Raw genomic sequence first — 19,252 nt, forward strand, 5'->3', positions numbered from 1 at the left:
GCTGCTGCTCGTCTGTGGCGGGGGCCGCCTCGCCGGCGGGAGCCTGCTCGGCCTGCTGCTGCTGGTCGCGCTTCTTCCTGCGCGGCTGCTGCTCGTCTGTGGCGGGGGCCGCCTCGCCGGCGGGAGCCTGCTCGGCCTGCTGCTGCTGGTCGCGCTTCTTCTTGCGTGGCTGCTGTTCCTCGGCCGCGGGGGCGGGCTGCTGGGCGGCCGGGGCGGATTCCGTCTGCTGTTTCTGCTCGCGCTTCTTCTTGCGGAGTTGTTCCTCGTCGCTCTGCCCCTGGTCAGTGGGCGTGTCCTGCGCCAGGATGATCAGCGGTGCCCCCCCGCTTTCCATGGGGCCGAACGCGGCTGTCCCCTGAAGCGGGGACGCGCCTAACGGCGCGGATGCCATCAACAGGCCAAGGGCTGTGCCTGCCAGAATCCGTGGTTGGCGTTTCATCGAAATTCTCCTTGTGGGGTCCCATCCTTGCCGAAACCGCTTTTGAGGAAATTGGTTCCAGTTGCCCATGGTTAGGGGGCGTACAGGGCTATTGGCCGGCCTTTTGAAGGCAACTTCATGTCATTCGGCCGGGTTCCGCCCTATTCCGGCTGTTGTCGCGCTTGACCTTGTCAGCGGCTGGGGCCACATGCCGGAAATGGAAACGCCGTTCTGGAAAACCAAGACGCTGGAAGCGATGAGCCCCACCGAGTGGGAATCGCTCTGCGACGGCTGCGGCAAGTGCTGCCTGTCGAAGCTCGAGGACGAGGACACCGGCGAAATCTACTGGACCAGCGTCGGCTGCCGGCTGTTCGACGCCGAAAGCTGCCGCTGTGCCGACTATGCCAACCGGCTGGCGCGTGTTCCCGATTGCGTCGGCCTGACGCCGCAGAATGTGCGCACCATCAGTTGGCTACCCAGCACCTGCGCCTACCGGCTGGTGGCCGAGGGCCACGACCTTTACTGGTGGCACCGGTTGGTCTCGGGCAGTGCCGAAACCGTGCATGAGGCCGGCATCTCGATGCGCGGCCGGGTCAAGGCGAGCGAGACCGACCTTGCCGAACCGGAAGACTATTTTGACTACATGCTCGACGACGAACCCTGACGCGCGCAGAGGGGCCGGCGCTTTGCCCGCCGCATCACATGAACCGCGGATGAACAGCGAGTTCGTAAATAGTTCAGACAGGCCAGTGCATTCTCCCGCCATCGGTTTCACGAGGACGGGCGCGAGCCCGCGACAAGGAGAGAGAACCATGTATACCACCATAAAGACGGCAGCGCTTTCGGCTCTGGTCGGCCTCGGCACTCTGGCGGCCATCCCCGCCCACGCCGACAGCCTCTATCTCGGTTTCGGCAACAACAACGACCCGCGCTTCGGCGTCTATACCGGCGATGATGACGGCTATCGCCACCGCCGGGACGAGCGCCGCGACGATTGGCGCCGCGACGATTGGCGCCGCGGCTGCTCGCCGGACCGCGCCCTCGACAAGGCCGAGCGCATGGGGCTGCACCGTGCCCGCATCGTCGATGTCAACCGCCGTGTGGTCAAGGTGATGGGCCGTCAGTACGGCGACCGCATCGTCGTCGTGTTCGCCAACGAACGCGGTTGCCCGGTCATCTATCGCTGAAGACATGATCTTCCGCAGATTGGTAGCGGCATGATCCTCTGCGAGGATTAGCAGCGGCATGATCCTCTGCGAGGATTAGCAGCGGCATAATCCTCTGCGAGGATTGGCCGGGAGATCCTCTAGATGGTCGGTCTGGACACGCCATCTGCGATGGTCGGTCTGGGGGCATGATGGTCTGCGAAGATCAGCCTGGAGTAGCAGGGTCCCTGTCTATCGGACGGGTGCGGCTCGAAAAAACCCCGCGGGAGCGATCCCGCGGGTTTTTCATGCGTGCCAAGGGGTGACCGATGGCCGGCAGGACCGGCCATCGACTCAGCCGGTTACTTCAGTTCGAAGGTAACGGTGACCTGGACATTGTAGGAATTCTCGCCGGCCTGCACCGGAGCCGCGCCGGCCGCCGCGTCGAACGCCTTGGCGTTGATCGGCATCGGCGCCGGCCTGATGTTCTGATCCGTGATCTCAAGCACCCGGCCGAGACTGACACCCGCCGCCTGGGCCAGCGTCTTGGCCTTGGCCTCGGCGTCGGCGACCGCCTTCTTGCGCGCCTCGGTGACGGTGGCCTCCGGATTGTCGTTGGTGAAGGCAATGCCGCCGCCCTGGTTGACGCCGAGCGACACCGCCTTGTCGAGGATCTCGCCTGTCTTGTCGACGTCTCGCACCCGCACCGAGAGCGTGTTGGTCACCTGGTAGGCGATGAGTTCGGCGTCCTGGCCGCCGTCCGGCTTGTTGGTGTAGTTGTAGCGGGGGTTAATCTGGATGCCCGCTGTCTGCAGGTCGCGATCCTTGATGCCGGCGGCCTTCATCGCGGCGATCACGGCGGCCATAGCGTCATTGTTGGCGTCGAGTGCGGCGCGCGCCGTCTTGGCTTCGCGCATGACGCTGAGCGTCAGGATCGCCAGATCGGGCGCCACGGTTGCTTCGCCTTCGCCGGACACGATGATGCGGGGCGGCGTCGGCAGATCGGTGGCTCCAGCCATCGCCGGAAAAGCGATTGCAGCGGCGAGCGCGAGGGGCAAAAGATGTCTGGTCATAAAAATCTCCTTGGTCTGCGATCAGGTCGCAGGGGGCGCGTAGAGCGCGATTATGGGTTGATTTGGGCGATCTGCGAAAGCCCGCCGGTAAAGCCTTGTGCCGCGATGCAAAAAACATTAATCCAGCCCGCGTGGGGCCTGTAGCTCAATGGTTAGAGCCGGCGGCTCATAACCGCTTGGTTGGGGGTTCGAGTCCCTCCGGGCCCACCAAAGTTTCCACGTAACCCATTAGTTTCGCTATGTTTTTTGAGAGTTGCCCACAATATGGACTCGAACCCCCTCGAGTTTGAAGAACCTCGAAGCGTTTTTTACGCATCGCGAGCGCTGAACTTGAGCGACGACCGTTGTTGCGTTTCGCCGAAATCGGCACTTTTGCATTCAGTCAAGATTAGTAGCCGCGGATGGCCGGCGTTCGTTCCAGAGTATCGGCTGTCTAATGATGTTGATCCTATAGCGCACAACCGTCGGGAGCCTCCCTCTTGCCCGCCGTACACGACTCAAAAAACGTGACCTACATTGATCTGCACGGTCGCGCTGCCAGGGTCTGCCAGTGGAACACGCAAGCGGTCAATCAACCGCGAGATCGTTCCCTGGTCTTCGGCCAGTGCTATCCAATGCTTCTGTATGTGTCCAATCATTCGGTCGTCTGATCGTCTGGCTGTGGCCTGTTCCGTATCATTCCGGCGCAGTGTCCAACGTTGGAGAAGAAGAATGAAGCTCATCGCACTTGCTGCCGCCTCTCTTGTCGTTTCTGTCGGAACCGCTCTTGCCGGCAGCGACCACTACGGGTCGGAAAAGGCGACTCCTGCCGACAAGTTGCATACCTCCTCGATCGAGATGCTCGACGGACATGCCAAGCATGACGCCGGTCAAACGGTACGAAAGCCCATCACGCCTAACGACAAATACGGACAGGGTATTTGGGGGCACTAGACTGAAAATAGCTATAGGGCCGCTCGGTCTTTCTCCAGATCGAGCGGCCTTCATGCCGATACTAGGCCTGATCGAGGCGCAGCGGCGCTTGCCGCACTCGATAACCGGGGATCGTTGAGAAGAACAATGTGGCCACCGATTCTGCTCGAGAAAGCTCGGATCGCACAGGGTCGTAGTCGGTGCTGCACCTGTCATGTGATCGAGCGCATGGCCTAAGGCGGCCTCGTTGCGTTCAGGATTGGAAGCATTGGTTGAGGCTTAAGTCGAAGCGGATTGGTCATGAACTGGTGGATCGCTCCTCCTCTCTACATGGCTCTGGTGGGCGTCGCTGGAATTGTTGTCTGGTACGTCATTCCGCAGAGTCTCTCCAACACAAGGCTGATCGTTCAGATTGCGTTCTTCCTTACAATGTCGGTTCTACCTCTTGACGGGGCCGTCGTACCGTACGAGCTAACTCGGAGCGGTGAGACAACCGCCCGAGCGATACTCTTCGGGGTGGCGAAAGCGCTGTGGTGGGTTCATCTCGCATGGGCGCTGATCGGTTTCATCCGCATCTTTCTCGTCTTCGAGGGGAAGCCACGCGAGGCACGGCTCTTGCAGGACCACGTCGTCGGCGTCGTCTATGTTGGAATGCTGCTGTCGGTCCTCGCTTTCGTCTTCGGCGTGCCGGTCGGAACCCTCATCGCCACCTCGGGCGTCTTTGCCATCATCCTTGGACTGGCCCTGCAGAATACGCTAAGCGACGTGTTTTCAGGCATCGCACTAAACCTCGGCCGCCCCTATGTGCTTGGGGACTGGATCGTCTTGAGTGACGGCACCGAAGGCCGCGTCGTGGAAACCAGCTGGAGATCGACTCAGGTGCTCACCTGGGCCCACAACGTCGTTGCACTTCCGAATAGCTTTCTGGCCAAGCTTGCGTTGACCAATATGAGCAGACCAGACGAGAGACACGGAATCGCTTTCAGCATAAGAATCGCGCCCACAAAAATGCCGGCCATCGTGGTGGACGTGATGCGTTCAGCCTTGCTGAGCTGCAACTCTATTTTGAAAGAACCGGCGCCCTTGGTGGTTGTTCGGGATTTGAACGCCGTGGCGATCGAGATCGATTTGCTTGTTCATGTCGAGAATGTAGGCCGACGAATAGCAGCGCGGAATGAAGTCTTCGATCTCGTCTACCGCCACGCCAAGTCCACCGGCCTGCTGCTTGCGGCACCTCCGTCGTCGATCGCCGTCAGCAAACTGCCGACTGAAGAGACGGCGAGGCCGCCGAGCGTCACCCCGATTGACCTAATAAGGGCCATACCGATTTTTTCAACGCTGACGGACGACGAGCAGGAGGCCCTTGCCGCGACGACCTCGGTCCGCACCTACCGAAAGGGCGACATCATTGCACGAGAGGGAGAGATGCTGCCGTCGCTCATGATCGTTCGAGCAGGCATCATCGCCCGGCAACTGGGCGAGGACGATACTCGCATGCAGGATATCAGTCGTCTCGCGCCCGGCGACTTCTTCGGCGAGACAGGTCTGCTGGCCGGCATTGGCGAGACGTCGACATTGCGAGCGTTGACCCATGTCGTGGTGTACGAAATAGACCAGACAAGCTTCGCTCCTTTGCTGGTCGCCCGGCCCGAAATGGCCGAAGACCTCGCGGCGGTACTGGCGACCGGCATGTCAGCTTCAGGCGAAAGCGGCGCTCCGGAGCAGCAGCACGCGCGCTCGAGATCCGCGCTGATCAAGGCCATTCAGACGGTCTTTCGCGACATTCCGCTCGGACGCCTTTTGGAACACCGGGACGCGGGCCTCGCAAGAAGGGAGGAGGCGATGACCATCCCACGGAGCAAAAACGCCTAGTTCAGGATAAGAAGAATTGCTTTCCACGGATGCGGCTACGGAACTTTATGTTTGGCGCGCGCGACTCGGCGAAGGTCAAATCATAGCGACATCGAGAGGATCTGCCTCATGGTGCGCTGGCAGCCGCCTACCACCAGGCTGAGGACGGGCGGGGTCTTCTCATATTTCCGTGGCCTTCGCGTCCATTTGCAAGCGCTCAGCCTTCACAAGGCAGGTCGATTGGTTTGTCCGGCGTCGAGTTCCGACGATACTGCCGGCACTCGCAGGACCACGGTCGTGCCAGCCCCCAGGATGCTCTCGATCTCGACGCTTCCGCCGTGCTCCGCGGCGAAATGCTTCACCATCGGCAAGCCGACACCGCCCAGGCCCTTGCCCTTCGTGGTGAAAAATGGCTCGAAGACGCGGGCAACGGTCTGCTGCGTCATTCCGATACCTCTATCGACGATACGAAGCTCGATAAGAGCGGCATGGCCTTGAACGGCGGTGGCGTCGATCGAGATCAAACCGCCGTCCGGCATTGCGTCACGCGCGTTGAATACGAGATTCAAGACCGCATTCTGCAGACCCAAGCGATCGCATTTCGCGCGAGGCAGGCCGGACCCGACACTGACATCAAGCTGGATGTGCGGCTCGCAAGCATGCCGGATGAGGGCCTCGACCTCGGTCAGGCAAGCGCTAACGTCGGTTTCGTCAATCTCGGGATGGCTCTCTTGAGCCCTGCTTATCGTCTCCCGGACAAGCGCGCCGGCCCGCAGCAAGGCCGTCCTGGCGCTGCCGATCACGGGTTCGAGCGCGGGAGCCACCGAGACGTTAGGGTCCCGTGCGATGCGGTTGAGCGCGGATAACGCGATCTGGATAAGATTGCCCAGATCGTGAACGGCGCCGGCTGTCGGCGGCTTCGTGTGCAGGTCGTACCGGGCGGCTTCGGCGGATGAGTCACGGGCATGCCCGCCCGCTGGGTCGGCCTTTATCTCTGCGCTTAGCACCTCAGCCTCGTCTGTTCGGCAACGGCCTCTGTCTCCAGGGACGCTATTTCGACGGGCCTTTGCCATCGATTGGATCGAGGAAGAGGGTCGACCATACTGCGGTATATGCCGTGCTGCAGATCTTGTTGGACTAAGTCGGTTCGATCGGTGTCCAGGACTTCACAAAGTCGGTCGTCTGCTTGTCCGACTCCCGGCCTACAACGCCCAGCAGTATTGGCCTATGCCTCTCATGTGGCGTTTCGCTCTTCAGCCGTCCCCTTCGGCCGCCGCCCACTTTACCCTGATCGTCTGACCGATCGATGCCTCGTGCTGCCCTTTGCCTTTCGTCGGCCAGGATTTCCAGTCTCCGAATGCATCCGCCCTAGACCTTCGCATCGGAAGACCGATCCCCCCGTAGAATAGTTCGGCACACAGGCTCGGAGCATTCTTCCCTGCAGCTGGTCACGTCCCGGTCGCAAAGGAGAAGGAAAGTGCAAAAGATTACGAGAATTCTGATGCTCGCCGCGGCGTTTGCCGCTTCGGGTGACGCCATGGGCCAACCCGCGGGCCGGCGGATCAAGCCGACAATCGTGCTTGTGCATGGCGCCTTCGCCGAGTCGTCGAGCTGGAACGCGGTGATCGCCGACCTCAACAAGGACGGCTACAAAGCCATCGCTGCGGCCAATCCCCTTCGCAGCGTCGCGGGCGATGCAGCGGCGGTTTCGGCCGTCATCCGCTCGATCTCGGGGCCGGTCGTGCTGGTCGGCCATTCCTATGGCGGGCCGGTCATCACCGAGGCAGCCAACGGAAAGAGCAATGTGAAGGCGCTGGTCTATGTGGCCGGGTTTGCGCCGGAGACCGGCGAGTCCAGCCTCACGCTTTCGGCAAGATTCCCCGGCAGCACGCTGGGCGACGCGCTTCTGCCAGTGGCGCAGCCTGACGGAGGCCAGGACCTCTATATTCAGTCGGAAAAGTTCCACGAGCAGTTCGCGGCCGACATACCGTCGGCCGAGGCCAGCCTGATGGCGGCGACCCAACGTCCCGTCGCCAAAGCCGCTCTGGCGGAGCTATCCGGCGCCGCTTCATGGAAGACTATCCCCTCGTACGCGATCTATGGCTCAGCCGATCGAAACATCCCGCCTGCGGTCATGAAGTTCATGGCTGAACGCGCGCATGCCGTGAAGACCGTGGTCGTTGGGGGTGCTTCCCACGCAGTGATGGTTTCGCATTCCGACGAGGTCGCCGCGCTCATCGAGGAAGCCGCCTCAGTTCGGTGAAGAGCCGGCTGCCCGCAACGGCCGGCATTCCGTTCCGCAACGCAATTCAGCACGCAAGACAGGAGATTAGATATGAAAATCGTCATCATAGGCGGCACAGGACTCATCGGTTCGAAGACCGTCGAGAGGCTGCGCAAGAAGGGGCATGAAGTGCTCGCTGCTTCACCGAACAGCGGCGTCAACACCGTCACGGGCGAGGGCCTGACGGTAGCTCTCGCCGGAGCGCAGGTCGTCATTGATCTCGCAAATTCGCCTTCGTTCGAGGACAGGGCCGTTCTGGAATTCTTCGAGACCTCCGGACGGAACCTCCTCGCGGCAGGCAAGACGGCCGGCGTCAAACACCACATCGCGCTCTCGATCGTGGGCGCCGAGCGCCTGCCCGATAGCGGCTACCTGCGCGCCAAGATGGCGCAGGAAAAGCTGATCCGGGAGTCTGGAATTCCCTACACCATCGTTCATTCGACGCAATTCTTCGAATTCCTGGGCGGCATCGCCCAGTCGGCAACGGTCGGCGATACCGTAACTCTTCCGTCCGCCTACTTTCAGCCGATCGCATCGGACGACGTGGCCGACGCCATGACGGAAGTCGCGCTCTCCGCCCCGATCAACGGCACCATCGAGATCGCGGGGCCTGAGCCTATCCGCATGAGCGATCTCGTCGCTCGGTTCCTGAGGGCGGCGAACGATCCGCGCAAGGTGATCGGGGATCCCCACGCGCGCTATTTCGGCACGGAACTGGACGACAACTCGCTGGTCCCCGGTGATCATCCACGCATCGGAGCGATCCGTTTCGAGGACTGGTTCGCCCACGCCCCGCTCACACGACCCTGATCCACCGCGGTCGCGCATCGCCCGATGACGCGCCGTCCAGCTTCAACGCGAAAAGAGTGAGCCGATGAAAGACGACTTTTCCTCCTCCGCCGGAGCATCGCGCCGCGACATCTTGTTAGGCGCACTCGCGGTCACCGTGGCAACCGGCCTCTCCATAGCTGCGCCCGCGCAAGCAGGGCGGGCGAAATACCTTCCCTCTCCCAGACCAGACAAAGGACCAATGACGATGAGCACCATTACCACCAAGGACGGCACTGAGATCTATTACAAGGACTGGGGTCCGAGGGATGCCCAACCGATCGTCTTCCACCATGGCTGGCCGCTCAGCGCCGACGACTGGGACGCACAGATGCTTTTTTTCGTCGACCAAGGATATCGCGCCATCGCCCATGACCGGCGCGGGCACGGCCGCTCCGCACAGGTGAGCGACGGTCACGACATGGATCACTATGCTGCCGATGCGGCGGCGGTGATCGAGCATCTCGGCTTGAGGGACGCTATCCATATCGGCCACTCGACCGGCGGCGGGGAAGCGGCCCGCTACGTCGCCCGCCATGGCAAGGCGCGCACCGCGAAGCTCGTCCTCATCGGCGCAGTGCCGCCGATCATGGTAAAGACGCCGGCAAATCCTGGCGGCCTTCCAATCGAGGTGTTCAACGGGCTGCGCAAGTCGCTCGCCGACAACCGGGCGCAATTCTACATCGATTTCCCATCAGGGCCTTTCTACGGTTTCAACCGGCCGGGCGCGAAAGCGATCCCGGGCGTCATCCAGAACTGGTGGCGGCAGGGCATGATGGGCGGCGCCAAGGCGCACTACGACGGCATCAAGGCCTTCTCGGAAACCGATTTCACCGACGACCTCAGAATCATCGACGTTCCAACTCTCGTTATGCACGGCACGGATGATCAGATCGTGCCGTTCGCGGATTCCGCCCCTTTATCCGCAAAGCTCCTGAAGCACGGTACGCTCAAGGCCTACGAGAACCTGCCGCACGGCATGTGCACGACCCATGCCGAACTGGTGAACAACGACATTCTCGCTTTCCTCAAGTCATAGGCTCACGCCATACCGCCAGCGAGAGCCTGCCGCCGGCCGTCCTCCCCTCCGGCCGGCGGCCCCCAATCACATCAAACCGCGACTGGAGCCAGACAAGTGATCAAGACCTTCCTCTGCAGTGCAGCAACCATAACGATTCTCGCAAGCGGGGCACTTGCCCACGATACGATCGGCGAGAACGTCAAGCTCGTCTACGACCAGCCGCTGCCCAACGTGCCAGGCAAGAGCATGCGCGCCGTATTGGTCGAGTACGAGCCCGGCGGCACCTCCTCGGCACATACGCATCCAAAGTCGGCCTTTATCTACGCGACCGTGCTTGAAGGAGCGATCCGCAGCAAGGTCAACGATGGGCCGGTCACAACTTATCACGCCGGCGAGAGGTTTTCCGAGTTTCCGGGCGACCGGCACGGCGTCAGCGAGAATGCCAGCGCGTCTGAGCCTGCCAAGCTGCTCGCCGTGTTCGTCGTCGATACCGACGAGCAGGAACTGACCACACCCTACGGCGAATGAAAGCCCGGTTTTCCTGGACCGGTTCGAGCAGGAAGAAGACCTCGCCGCGGAGCATTCGGCGGTCCGGTCGATAGGATAAGGAGGGCTGCGATGCTTATCGAAAAATTGCGCGATCTGACGTCGCCACGTCGTGCCGGCTAGGAGCAAAGCCATGTCCGTATTTGACAACAAGGTCGTCATCGTCACCGGTGGAAGCTCGGGCATCGGGCGCGCCACGGCGATTGGCTTCGCCAGGCAAGGCGCAAAGGTGATGGTAACCGGCCGCCGCGCGACGCCGCTAAAGCAAACGGTCGCCGAGCACCCGAATATTGTCAGCCTCGTCGCCGACGTCGCGAAGCCCGAAGATGCCCCGCGCACCATCGCCAGGGCAATCGACACATGGGGTCGCCTCGACGTGTTGGTAAACAATGCCGGCGCCGGTGCTCTCCTGCCCCTGCGTGATGCTAGCGCTGAGCAGATCACGAGCATGTTTGCTGCCAATGTCGTCGGTCCTAGCCTACTGGCGGCGGCAGCACTTCCGCATCTGACGGCGACGAAGGGAACAATCATCAACATCTCCAGCACGTTCGGTCACAAGCCCGGTGCTGGCCTCTCCCACTACGCCGCCAGCAAAGCGGCGCTGGAGCATCTGACCCGCTGTTGGGCGCTCGAGCTCGCGCCTGAGGGGGTGCGCGTCAACGCCGTTGCTGCCGGCCCGACCGAATCCGGCGCGCTGACGGGCATGATGGGGCTCTCCCCGGAGCATGCTGCCGTTATCGAGGAAGCGGAGCGCGCGCAGATACCGCTCAGACGACGCGGCAGCCCGGACGACGTGGCCAGGTGGATTCTGCATCTCGCCGATCCGGCGTCCGAATGGGTGACCGGGCAGGTCGTCGCCGTCGACGGAGGTCTAGGCCTCACATGATCGCTTATGTCCGATTCTTGACGATGACCGCAGCCGTCACCGGACAATGAACTTCTCGCCCTGCTGCACGAAATCCACTGAGGAGACCAGGAAGATGAACAGCGCCAACAGTCGGGAGCTCGCAGGGATTTCGGTTCCCGACACGCCGTTGGTGCAACGCGCCCTCGACTATGCCCGCGCGGAATGTGAGCCTTATCTTTTCAATCACGTCATCCGGTCCTGGATGTTTGCGGAGCGGATGGGACAGCTTCGCAACATCGATTACGACGCGGAAGTCGTAGCCGTCGGCGCGCTGTTGCACGACCTTACGCTTAACGAGCGCTTCAACGGTCCGCGTCGGTTCGAAGTTGAAGGCGCCGATCTGGCTCGGGTCTTCGCGAGGCAAGCCGGCATCGACGAGCGCCGAGCCCAACTAATCTGGGATAGCGTCGCCCTCAACTCGACACCATCGATCGGTCTCCACAAGGAAACGGAGGTGGCGCTCTGTACTGCCGGGATCTGCCTGGATGTCGTAGGCCTGCAGTATGAGACCATTCCAGCCGCGGAGGTCGCAAGGATCGTCAGCGAGTTCCCGCGGCTCGACATGAAGCGGCGCATGACACGGTGCTTCTGCCACATCGCCGAGACAAGGCCCGAAACGACCTATGACAATTTCGTTCGGGATTTCGGTGAACGCTACGTCCCTGGGTATCGAGTGCCTTCTTCCGTCGACATGGTTTCGAACACACCCTTCGACGAATAGACCGCAAACAAAAATATGGAACGGATCAGGCATTACGTGAGAAGCTGAATCGCCTCAGTCCGGTTGATTCATCGCGTCCACCAATTCGATCTCAGACCTGACCGACGACGGTTCTCTCCGTCGACGCCCAGACCCGTTCAAGCCAAAGTCTTGCCCGCGCCGGCCTCGCGCATCGGAGCGGGCAGTGTTTCCCACGCCCGGATCAGCTCGCCGATGGAGGCCGCCTCCATCTTGCGCATGACATTGCCGCGATGCAGCTTGACGGTGATCTCGCTTATGCCGAGCTCGAACGCGATCTGCTTGTTCAGCCGCCCATGCGCTACTTCACGCAGGACCTGGCGTTCGCGTGGGGTAAGCGTCTCGAGGCGTTCGACATTGCGCATTACCACCGCGGCTTCCGCCCGCCGCCTGGCGTCCATGGCAATGCCCGCAATCACGGCATCAAGCAGCGTTTGGTCCCGCACAGGCTTGGTGAGAAAGTCCACGGCGCCGGCCTTCATCGCCTGGACGGTCATCGGAATGTCACCGTGCCCGGTCAGAAAGATGATGGGCTTGAAGTTGCCGTTTCGAGCCAGGTCATGCTGCAGATCGAGGCCACTTGCTCCAGGCATGCGGACATCGAGGATCAAGCAGCCGGGACTATCCAATATGCCGGCTCCAAGCAATTCGCGGGTCGAGGCAAAGCTGGCTGGCTGGAATCCCGCCGACAGGATCAACTCCGAAAGCGCCTCGCGAACAGACGCATCGTCATCGACAACAATGACGACCGGCTGCTCCGCTTCACCTTTCCGCTGCGACAACGGCGCCGATCTGCGCTGCAGCGGTTGGTCAACTCTCATGATTACCCTCCATTTCCCCGTAGCGTAAGGCATTGGCGATCGCCGCAAGCAGGGCTTGACCGTCGAAAGGCTTGCGGAAAAAACCGCTAATACCCTGTGCGCGAAACTGATCCGCTATCTCGTGGCGGCCGGTGATAAGGAACACCGGCAATTCCGGACGAGCCTTCTTCACCAGGTCGCGAAGTTCGAAGCCATCCGTGCCGGGCATTCCGATGTCGGTGATGAGCACGTCCACGCCCGACAGTCCGCAGGCGAGCAGCGATCGCGCCGAAGAGAAGCAACAAGCTACATAGCCCGCGGATTCCAGGAGGTCCTCCAGCGACTCGAGGACTCTGGGATCGTCGTCGACAACCGCCACGACAGGTCGCAACTTGTTCACACTCAGCTCCCTCCCGCTCGTCGAGAGTGGGTAATCGGTATCTCCAATCGTTCCGCCATGCGCACGAGATTGGCGAGCGACGCCGCCATCATTTTCTGCATCACTTTCCTTCTATGGATCTGCAACGTAACCTCGCTGATCCCCAACTCAGCCGCGGCCTGTTTGTTGAGGAGACCGCTCACGACAAGCGGCAGCACGTCGCGCTCGCGCGGCGTGAGCTCTAGATAGCGTTGCCTCAACATGGCGAGTTCGGCGCGCTCCGATCGCCTTTCCCGATCCTGGGCGATCGCCGTCTGGATTGCGGCCATGAGGTCCGCGTCACTGAAAGGCTTTGTCAGGAAGTCCACGGCGCCGTGTTTGATAGCACGCACCGAGGATGGGATGTCGCCGTGCCCTGTTATGAAGACGATCGGCGGATGATCGCCTTCGGCGATTTGCTTCTGCAGATCGAGGCCGTTGATGTCCGGCAATTCCACGTCGAGGATGAGGCAGGCGGGGACGTCCGGCTTGTCCGCCAGGACATAGTCGCCGGCCGATCCGAACGCGATGGCGCGCATGCCATGCGACTCTAGTAGCTCACCAAGCGCTTCCCGGATGCGCACGTCGTCATCGACGATGAAGACCATGTGATTGCGGGTCGTCATGCTGCCGCTTTCATTTCAACGGGCATTGTGAAGACGAACGTCGTTCCGTGCGGCTCGTTCTTCTCCACCCACAACCGTCCGCCGTGCGACTCGACGATCGAACGGCAGATCGCGAGCCCCATGCCCATGCCGTGCTCTTTCGTCGTAAAGAACGGCTCGAATATTCGGTCGGGAAACTCGATGCCCGGGCCACGATCGCTGATTTCGATCTGGATCGCATCCCTTATCCGGCGCACGCGAAGTCCAAGAGCTCTGTCGCCCGCAACAGAGTCCATCGCGTCCATGCCATTGCGGATGAGGTTCACCAGAACCTGCTGAATCTGCACCCGATCGAGCGCGACAATAGGCAGGTCGCTTTCGACATCGATGTCCATACGAACACGACGCCGCGCCGCCTCTTCAGCGATGAGGTCGCGCGCCTCCGCGATGACGCTGCCGAGTGTTGTGTAGGCCATCGCGTCTGCGGACTGCTTGAATAAGGCGCGGATGCGGCTGACGACATCCGCCGCCGAGTTGGCATCCCGGATAATGCGCTCCACCGTCTTCTGCGCCCGCTCGATATTTGGCGGTTCGGCCGTGAGCCAGCGCTGGCAGGCATACGAGTTGGCGACGACAGCCGCCAGAGGCTGGTTCACCTCATGCGCGATAGAGGCCGAAAGCTCGGCAAGACTCGCCGCCTGGCTCGCACGTGCAAGTCTCTCTTGCGCCAGACGCAGCTCTTCTTGCGCTCGAACTTCACCGTCGATGTCCAGGCAGACGACGTTCCACTGAACAATCGCCCCTTCGGCATTGCGCATCGGCGCTGCGCGCATATCGACCCAGCAATATTCGCCATCGAAGCGCCGCAGACGGTGCCTCCGCGCATACGGTTCGCCAGTGGCCAACGAATGAGCATAGTTCGTTTTGACACCCGCCAAATCGTCAGGATGAACACTTTCGTCGAGCGTGCCGGCCAGGCGGGACTTTCCCTTGCCGTCCAGTGACTCCAACTCATATCCGAGGAATTCGCGGAGCTGACGGCTGCGATATATCGGCTCGCCATTCGGCGCGGCGCAATCGATCATCACCGGCAGCGTTTCAACCAGCTGCCACAGCGAACGTTCTCTCTCGCGCAGCGCCACCTGTGCGCGCATCTCATCGTCGATGTCGATGGAAACCTGGTACCAGCGCACGATCGTTCCGTCTCGATCGCGCAGAGGCTCGCAACGCCCCTCTATCCAGCGATAATTGCCGTCCTTCCAACGCCGGCGATATCGCATGATGAAGGAGTTGCCAGTTTTGAGGCAGTTGGCCGACGTAGCGAGCACCTCGGGAGCATCTTCGGGGTGAACCAGCTCTTGCGCCACCCTGGTGAAATCTTCGAAGTTCGCCCCGGAGATGCCGAGATCCTCCAAAGACCGCCTGTTGACGTAGGCCAACTTGCCATCGGGCGTCCAGCTCCAGATGTGGACCGGCAAGGCATCGACAAGCTGCTGAAGTTCGCGCTCTCTTTCGCGCAACGCCTCCTGCGCTCGCATCTCGTCTTCGATGTCGATTGAAGCCATGTACCATTGCACGATCGCGCCATCGGCATCCCGTAGCGGCTGCGCTCGTGCTTCTATCCAGCGGTAGACGCCATCCTTCTCGCGCCGACGAAACCGGTTCACAAAAGGCTGGCCGGTCGCAAAGCCATTCGATGCCCTCCGGAACATTGTCGGAAAATCTTCAGGGTGGGCCAGGTCCCGAGCCAGGGCATCGAAGTCCTCGATGTGCGTGGGTGGTGAACCGACCTTCTCCAGATATCGCTTGCTGGTGTAGGTGATCCTGCCTGAAGGGGCGAAGCTCAGGATATTCACGGGCACGGCGTCAATCATTTGCTCCAGCTGCCGCTTGCCCTTCCGCAGCGCTTCTTCGGCCTTCACTTGGTCGTCGATGTCGTGCGAAAGACCGTACCATTGGACGACGGCCCCATCCTCGTTTCGCATCGGTTCCGCACGACCCGACATCCAGCGAAAGACACCGTCGACGCGACGCAGGCGGTAGTTCAGGGAGAAGCTCTCGCCGGTGATGATGGAGTGGTTGAGGGCAGCTTCCAGCTTGGCCGCGTCGTCGGGATGTACGATCGCCGCTATGGCGGCTGTCAGACCATTTCCTGCCGCATTCTCGTATTCTCCTACATCGAGACCGAGAAACTCGACCATTCGCTTGCTGAAGAAGACCGGCTCGCCCGACGCAGATAGGCGCCAGAGGAAGCTCGGCACCATATCGACAAGTTGTGAGAGTTCCCGCTCCCGGTCGCGCAAAGCTTGCTGCGCGCGCATCTCGTCGTCGATGTCGATGGAAATTGCATACCACTGCACGATTGCGCCGCCGTGATCACGCAGCGGCTCACCGCGTCCATCCACCCAGCGGTACGCGCCATCCGCACGGCGCATGCGATACTTCATGGAGTATGGCTCGCCGGTAACCAGGGAATGGCGGACGGTCTCCAGGAGGCGCGCCGCATCTTCGGGATGGACGAGAGATTGTATCGCCGCCGTCAGCCGGCTCATCGCCGGCTTGTCCAAATCCGCCACGCCGTCCAAACCGAAGAAGTCAAGCAAGCGCTTGTTGAAGAAGGTCGGCTCGCCTTCAGGCGTCAGACGCCTGATCTGGACTGGGACCATGTCGACGAGCTGAGAAAGTTCCCGCTCACGGCCACGCAGCGCCGTCACGGTTTTCTTGTAGACGTCATTGTCAAGCGCGATGCCATACCATCCCGCGACACGACCATGACTGTCGCGTGCTGGTCGCGCGGCGGTTCGAGCCCAGACATAGAGGCCGTTCGCGCGCCGAAAGCGAAACTCGACATTGAAGGGATCGCCTGTCCTGAGACAGTGGCGCCAAGTGGCTGCGATCTGCTCGTAGTCGTCCGGGTGAAGTACGCGCTTCCAGGCAGTATGCCCCTCGTGCAAAGAAGCGTTCAAATCTTCCAGCGTCACGCCAAGAGAGTTCTGCGCAAACGGATGCAGGTAAATCCATCTGCCGGCCGCATCGAATGCCCATCCGTTTCCGAATATGCTCTCAACGATCTTCGCCGATCGAATTGGTTCAGCGTCGTTTCCGACCGACGGGTCCAACTCTGCCGAGGTGGGCGGCTCCCTGTCCGTCACCAGATCGTCAATATCGACACTCACACTGTATCCTGGCTCTGACCGCGTCTCATTCCAACGATAACTGCCGTCGGCTTGGAGTTGCCGGTGTCTCGTCACCTGAGGAACGCCCGTCCAGAAGGCGCGGGCGGCAGCGTGAGCTGCGGCAGTCCGGTCATCTGGATGGACAAGGTTCAGTGAATGCGGAGCGTCGGAAACGGCTTTGCTTTCGAGCGCATCACTGATGACGTCAGCGAATTGTTCCTTGGCTGCGGACGGAATATCGCCATCAATCAGTGCGCCGTACCATGCAAGGATACGACCTGTGCTATCGCGCAACGGCTGCCCCGAGCTCCTGCTCCAACCGTAAGCACCTCTAGCGCGCAATATGCGATGCTCCATATTGTAATGGTCACCCGTTTGCAGGCAGCGGCGCCACATTGCGACGGCGCCGTCGTAATCGTCTGGATGGATCAGCCGCTTCCAACCCACCGCGCCCCCTTCCGAAGGCAAATTGAGTTCCTCTAGCGTTGTGCCGAGAAGCGTCAGCGTACCAGGCGTCACGTAGGTGAATTTGCCCGAGGCGTCTGTCGCCCACGCGTTGCCGACCACGCCTTCGATGATCCGAGCCGCTCGCAACGCTTCGGAGTTGGTTCCGCCAATGGACTTAAACGCTGTCGTCATTGTCTTCTCCTACCGGGCAAAGAAAGCCGGAGACCGTCAGCGCCTTGTGTAGCACTCATCCTTGGATATCTGGGTGGCGAATTGGCTTGCCAGCTTAACTTGACCATGCCTCGGCCGCACCTCATGGAAATCCATGAGATATGGCCGGTCCGGCATTGCGGACAGGGCTGCCAGACGTCCCGAGTGAAGATCCAAGCAGCCAGGGTGAAGGGATACTGAAGGGCAAGCAGTTGGTCGCGACCTTGTCTAAGCGGGTCGCCATTTGCTGGCAAAAGAAGCCGACGCGTCGGTCGTTTATTTCGATGCCCCCGCAACCTATCCCGTGGTGTGGCTCGCCCTCTCCCTCGACACAATCGACCGCAAACACGCCTCGATATACGTCGTCGATGCCGCGTCTAAAGCGGCGGTCAGCAGGAGATAATCATGAACCTGGACAAAACCTCACACCCCGACAGAACGGGGCCTGAAGAGCTGGTTCCGTCGCGCTATGCGGTGCGGGTCGGCGAGATTGACGTGCTGGTGGTCAGCGATGGGGTGCTGCCGCTTCCAACCAAGATGTTGGGGCACAACGCCGACCCGGCCGCGCGTGCGGCCTGGCTGAACGACATGTTCCTGCCCCTGGACGCTTTCGACTGGGCGTTGAACGCAGTCGTGGTGCGCAGCGGCGGTCAGACCATACTCATCGACGCTGGGCTGGGATTGGACCCGGAGTTGAACTTGCCGCGGGCCGGGCAGTTGACCAAGCGACTGGAGGCCGCCGGCATCGATCTTGGATCCGTAACCGACGTGGTCCTTACCCACATGCACATGGACCACGTTGGCGGGCTGCTCGTCGACGGGGTGAAAGACCGCCTGCGTCCGGACCTGCGGATCCATGTGGCGGCCGCCGAGGTCAAATTCTGGGAGTCGCCCGATTTCTCCCAGGTCTCAATGCCGCCCGGTTTCCCGGACGCGCTTCGGGCAACCGCCAAGCAGTTCCGGAAGGAGTATGAGAGCAAGCTGCGGCTATTCGATGAAGAATCCGAGGTGGCGCCGGGCGTGGTCGTCTCCCGAACGGGCGGCCACACTCCCGGGCACAGCATCGTCCGCGTGGCGTCCGGCAAAGACCGGCTGATGTTTGCCGGCGACGCCGTGTTCGCGGTCGGATTCGAACACCCCGACTGGCACAACGGTTTCGAGCACGACCCCGAGGAGGCAGCTCGCGTCCGGGCCCGACTTTTGCGAGAGCTGGCGGAGACCGGAGAGCTGCTGGTGGCCACGCATATGCCGTTCCCCTCCGTCGGCCATGTGGCGATGGACGGCGATGTCTTTCGTTGGGTGCCAGTCTTCTGGGATTACTGACCTCTTGTTGGGTTAGGGCTATAGGGCGCGTACTCATTGCGTTAATGAGTTCGCGCCCTTGTGTCTGCTTTTTTTGCGCCAGAACTCGCCAATCCGCAGGTGGCTCCGAATGAGACGTTTGACGCCTAGTGTCGGTGTCGATCCCCGGCGCGATGGTCGCGGAGCCATAAGGAACGATACGGAAAGAATGTTTGCCATGTGCCCGCGAAAAACATAACAAAAACAAACAATCGATGACACCCTCCGGGCCCACCATAACCATTGATTTCGTTGATGAAAACTGGCCTCGGCCCAAAATGTTTTGGGCCCGTTATGGGCCCGGGTATGCTGTGGCGGTCACCTTTTGTTCCAGATCGATCCGATCACTTGACGACTCGCACGGCCGCTCGTCGCTTCATGGCGTCGCGTTTGGCTTCGCGCTCATTGATCGCACGAGCGATGTCGACCGCGATCCGCTTCTTGTTTGCCTTACGCACGTAGTCGTCCGTTACGGTCATAGAGGAATGCCCCATTGCCTCCATGATGGCGTGCGCCTGAACGTTGCATTCC

17 protein-coding genes, 1 tRNA gene and 2 pseudogenes are annotated in these 19,252 nt (G+C 61.3%); 12 read left to right on the forward strand and 8 right to left on the reverse strand.

Annotated features, from left to right (window positions below; all coding sequences use genetic code 11):
- Positions 1 to 439: pseudogene (locus FJ434_RS29220) on the reverse strand (flagellar motor protein MotB); the annotation flags it as partial.
- 196 nt (positions 440 to 635) lie between these two features.
- Here FJ434_RS29220 and FJ434_RS29225 point away from each other — a divergent pair.
- Positions 636 to 1,082, forward strand: a complete 447-nt coding sequence (locus FJ434_RS29225; RefSeq protein ID WP_027146015.1) for a YcgN family cysteine cluster protein — start codon at positions 636 to 638, stop codon at positions 1,080 to 1,082.
- A 148-nt stretch (positions 1,083 to 1,230) separates the two neighbouring features.
- The gene (locus tag FJ434_RS29230; protein WP_140505183.1) at positions 1,231 to 1,605 is read left to right on the forward strand and encodes a hypothetical protein; all 375 of its coding nucleotides are present in this window, start codon (positions 1,231 to 1,233) and stop codon (positions 1,603 to 1,605) included.
- 320 nt (positions 1,606 to 1,925) lie between these two features.
- On the opposite strand, the gene FJ434_RS29235 is transcribed toward FJ434_RS29230, so the two are convergent.
- Positions 1,926 to 2,636 (reverse strand): SIMPL domain-containing protein, encoded by a 711-nt coding sequence (locus tag FJ434_RS29235; protein ID WP_140752120.1) that lies wholly within the window; start codon positions 2,634 to 2,636, stop codon positions 1,926 to 1,928.
- Between the two features lie 134 nt (positions 2,637 to 2,770).
- On the opposite strand from FJ434_RS29235, the gene FJ434_RS29240 reads away from it, so the two are divergent.
- From FJ434_RS29240 to FJ434_RS29250, 3 genes are all read left to right on the forward strand, one after another.
- Positions 2,771 to 2,846 (forward strand) — tRNA-Ile (locus FJ434_RS29240).
- 501 nt (positions 2,847 to 3,347) lie between these two features.
- The gene (locus tag FJ434_RS29245; protein ID WP_140752122.1) at positions 3,348 to 3,569 is read left to right on the forward strand and encodes a DUF680 domain-containing protein; all 222 of its coding nucleotides are present in this window, start codon (positions 3,348 to 3,350) and stop codon (positions 3,567 to 3,569) included.
- A gap of 279 nt (positions 3,570 to 3,848) precedes the next feature.
- Entirely contained in the window at positions 3,849 to 5,420 is a 1,572-nt protein-coding gene (locus FJ434_RS29250; protein WP_140752124.1) for a mechanosensitive ion channel family protein, read from the forward strand.
- Between the two features lie 203 nt (positions 5,421 to 5,623).
- Here FJ434_RS29250 and FJ434_RS29255 read toward each other — a convergent pair whose 3' ends face one another.
- Positions 5,624 to 6,472, reverse strand: coding sequence for an ATP-binding protein (locus tag FJ434_RS29255; RefSeq protein ID WP_140752126.1), 849 nt, complete (start codon positions 6,470 to 6,472; stop codon positions 5,624 to 5,626).
- Positions 6,473 to 6,900: 428 nt separating this feature from the next.
- Here FJ434_RS29255 and FJ434_RS29260 point away from each other — a divergent pair, with 428 nt between their 5' ends.
- From FJ434_RS29260 to FJ434_RS29285, 6 genes are all read left to right on the forward strand, one after another.
- Entirely contained in the window at positions 6,901 to 7,662 is a 762-nt protein-coding gene (locus FJ434_RS29260) for an alpha/beta hydrolase (RefSeq protein ID WP_140752140.1), read from the forward strand.
- A 72-nt stretch (positions 7,663 to 7,734) separates the two neighbouring features.
- Positions 7,735 to 8,493 (forward strand): SDR family oxidoreductase, encoded by a 759-nt coding sequence (locus FJ434_RS29265; RefSeq protein ID WP_140510867.1) that lies wholly within the window; start codon positions 7,735 to 7,737, stop codon positions 8,491 to 8,493.
- Between the two features lie 226 nt (positions 8,494 to 8,719).
- Complete coding sequence (locus FJ434_RS29270) at positions 8,720 to 9,550, forward strand: alpha/beta hydrolase (RefSeq protein WP_181166101.1); 831 nt, start codon at positions 8,720 to 8,722, stop codon at positions 9,548 to 9,550.
- 129 nt (positions 9,551 to 9,679) lie between these two features.
- Positions 9,680 to 10,060, forward strand: coding sequence for a cupin domain-containing protein (locus FJ434_RS29275; protein WP_246672930.1), 381 nt, complete (start codon positions 9,680 to 9,682; stop codon positions 10,058 to 10,060).
- 151 nt (positions 10,061 to 10,211) lie between these two features.
- Positions 10,212 to 10,964 (forward strand): SDR family oxidoreductase, encoded by a 753-nt coding sequence (locus FJ434_RS29280; RefSeq protein ID WP_140752128.1) that lies wholly within the window; start codon positions 10,212 to 10,214, stop codon positions 10,962 to 10,964.
- Positions 10,965 to 11,058: 94 nt separating this feature from the next.
- Complete coding sequence (locus tag FJ434_RS29285) at positions 11,059 to 11,706, forward strand: hypothetical protein (protein ID WP_140752130.1); 648 nt, start codon at positions 11,059 to 11,061, stop codon at positions 11,704 to 11,706.
- Positions 11,707 to 11,843: 137 nt separating this feature from the next.
- Here FJ434_RS29285 and FJ434_RS29290 read toward each other — a convergent pair whose 3' ends face one another.
- From FJ434_RS29290 to FJ434_RS29305, 4 genes are read right to left on the reverse strand one after another with little or no spacing between them, the layout of a single operon-like run.
- The gene (locus tag FJ434_RS29290; RefSeq protein ID WP_140510873.1) at positions 11,844 to 12,545 is read right to left on the reverse strand and encodes a response regulator transcription factor; all 702 of its coding nucleotides are present in this window, start codon (positions 12,543 to 12,545) and stop codon (positions 11,844 to 11,846) included.
- Entirely contained in the window at positions 12,535 to 12,924 is a 390-nt protein-coding gene (locus FJ434_RS29295) for a response regulator (protein ID WP_140717352.1), read from the reverse strand. The genes FJ434_RS29290 and FJ434_RS29295 overlap by 11 nt, the downstream gene beginning before the upstream one ends.
- 2 nt (positions 12,925 to 12,926) lie before the next feature.
- Positions 12,927 to 13,568 (reverse strand): response regulator, encoded by a 642-nt coding sequence (locus FJ434_RS29300; RefSeq protein WP_140752132.1) that lies wholly within the window; start codon positions 13,566 to 13,568, stop codon positions 12,927 to 12,929.
- Positions 13,565 to 17,362 (reverse strand): PAS domain-containing protein, encoded by a 3,798-nt coding sequence (locus tag FJ434_RS29305; RefSeq protein ID WP_140510879.1) that lies wholly within the window; start codon positions 17,360 to 17,362, stop codon positions 13,565 to 13,567. Before FJ434_RS29305 ends, FJ434_RS29300 begins: the two co-directional genes overlap by 4 nt.
- Positions 17,363 to 17,785: 423 nt before the next feature.
- Here FJ434_RS29305 and FJ434_RS29310 point away from each other — a divergent pair, with 423 nt between their 5' ends.
- The gene (locus FJ434_RS29310) at positions 17,786 to 18,703 is read left to right on the forward strand and encodes an MBL fold metallo-hydrolase (protein ID WP_140717358.1); all 918 of its coding nucleotides are present in this window, start codon (positions 17,786 to 17,788) and stop codon (positions 18,701 to 18,703) included.
- A gap of 362 nt (positions 18,704 to 19,065) precedes the next feature.
- On the opposite strand, the pseudogene FJ434_RS29315 reads toward FJ434_RS29310, so the two are convergent.
- A pseudogene (locus FJ434_RS29315) lies at positions 19,066 to 19,252 on the reverse strand (integrase); the annotation flags it as partial.

The organism is Mesorhizobium sp. B2-5-13 (assembly GCF_006440535.1).
In the GTDB taxonomy this organism is placed as follows: domain Bacteria; phylum Pseudomonadota; class Alphaproteobacteria; order Rhizobiales; family Rhizobiaceae; genus Mesorhizobium; species Mesorhizobium salmacidum.

Bases quoted from the DNA above. Each gene is read 5' to 3' on its own strand.
- FJ434_RS29245 (WP_140752122.1), top strand. From the start codon at position 3,348: ATGAAGCTCATCGCACTTGCTGCCGCCTCTCTTGTCGTTTCTGTCGGA.
- FJ434_RS29255 (WP_140752126.1), bottom strand. From the start codon at position 6,472: ATGGCAAAGGCCCGTCGAAATAGCGTCCCTGGAGACAGAGGCCGTTGC.
- FJ434_RS29285 (WP_140752130.1), top strand. From the start codon at position 11,059: ATGAACAGCGCCAACAGTCGGGAGCTCGCAGGGATTTCGGTTCCCGAC.
- FJ434_RS29230 (WP_140505183.1), top strand. From the start codon at position 1,231: ATGTATACCACCATAAAGACGGCAGCGCTTTCGGCTCTGGTCGGCCTC.
- FJ434_RS29280 (WP_140752128.1), top strand. From the start codon at position 10,212: ATGTCCGTATTTGACAACAAGGTCGTCATCGTCACCGGTGGAAGCTCG.
- FJ434_RS29270 (WP_181166101.1), top strand. From the start codon at position 8,720: ATGAGCACCATTACCACCAAGGACGGCACTGAGATCTATTACAAGGAC.
- FJ434_RS29260 (WP_140752140.1), top strand. From the start codon at position 6,901: ATGCTCGCCGCGGCGTTTGCCGCTTCGGGTGACGCCATGGGCCAACCC.
- FJ434_RS29300 (WP_140752132.1), bottom strand. From the start codon at position 13,568: ATGACGACCCGCAATCACATGGTCTTCATCGTCGATGACGACGTGCGC.
- FJ434_RS29225 (WP_027146015.1), top strand. From the start codon at position 636: ATGGAAACGCCGTTCTGGAAAACCAAGACGCTGGAAGCGATGAGCCCC.
- FJ434_RS29310 (WP_140717358.1), top strand. From the start codon at position 17,786: ATGAACCTGGACAAAACCTCACACCCCGACAGAACGGGGCCTGAAGAG.
- FJ434_RS29235 (WP_140752120.1), bottom strand. From the start codon at position 2,636: ATGACCAGACATCTTTTGCCCCTCGCGCTCGCCGCTGCAATCGCTTTT.
- FJ434_RS29305 (WP_140510879.1), bottom strand. From the start codon at position 17,362: ATGACGACAGCGTTTAAGTCCATTGGCGGAACCAACTCCGAAGCGTTG.
- FJ434_RS29250 (WP_140752124.1), top strand. From the start codon at position 3,849: ATGAACTGGTGGATCGCTCCTCCTCTCTACATGGCTCTGGTGGGCGTC.
- FJ434_RS29290 (WP_140510873.1), bottom strand. From the start codon at position 12,545: ATGAGAGTTGACCAACCGCTGCAGCGCAGATCGGCGCCGTTGTCGCAG.
- FJ434_RS29265 (WP_140510867.1), top strand. From the start codon at position 7,735: ATGAAAATCGTCATCATAGGCGGCACAGGACTCATCGGTTCGAAGACC.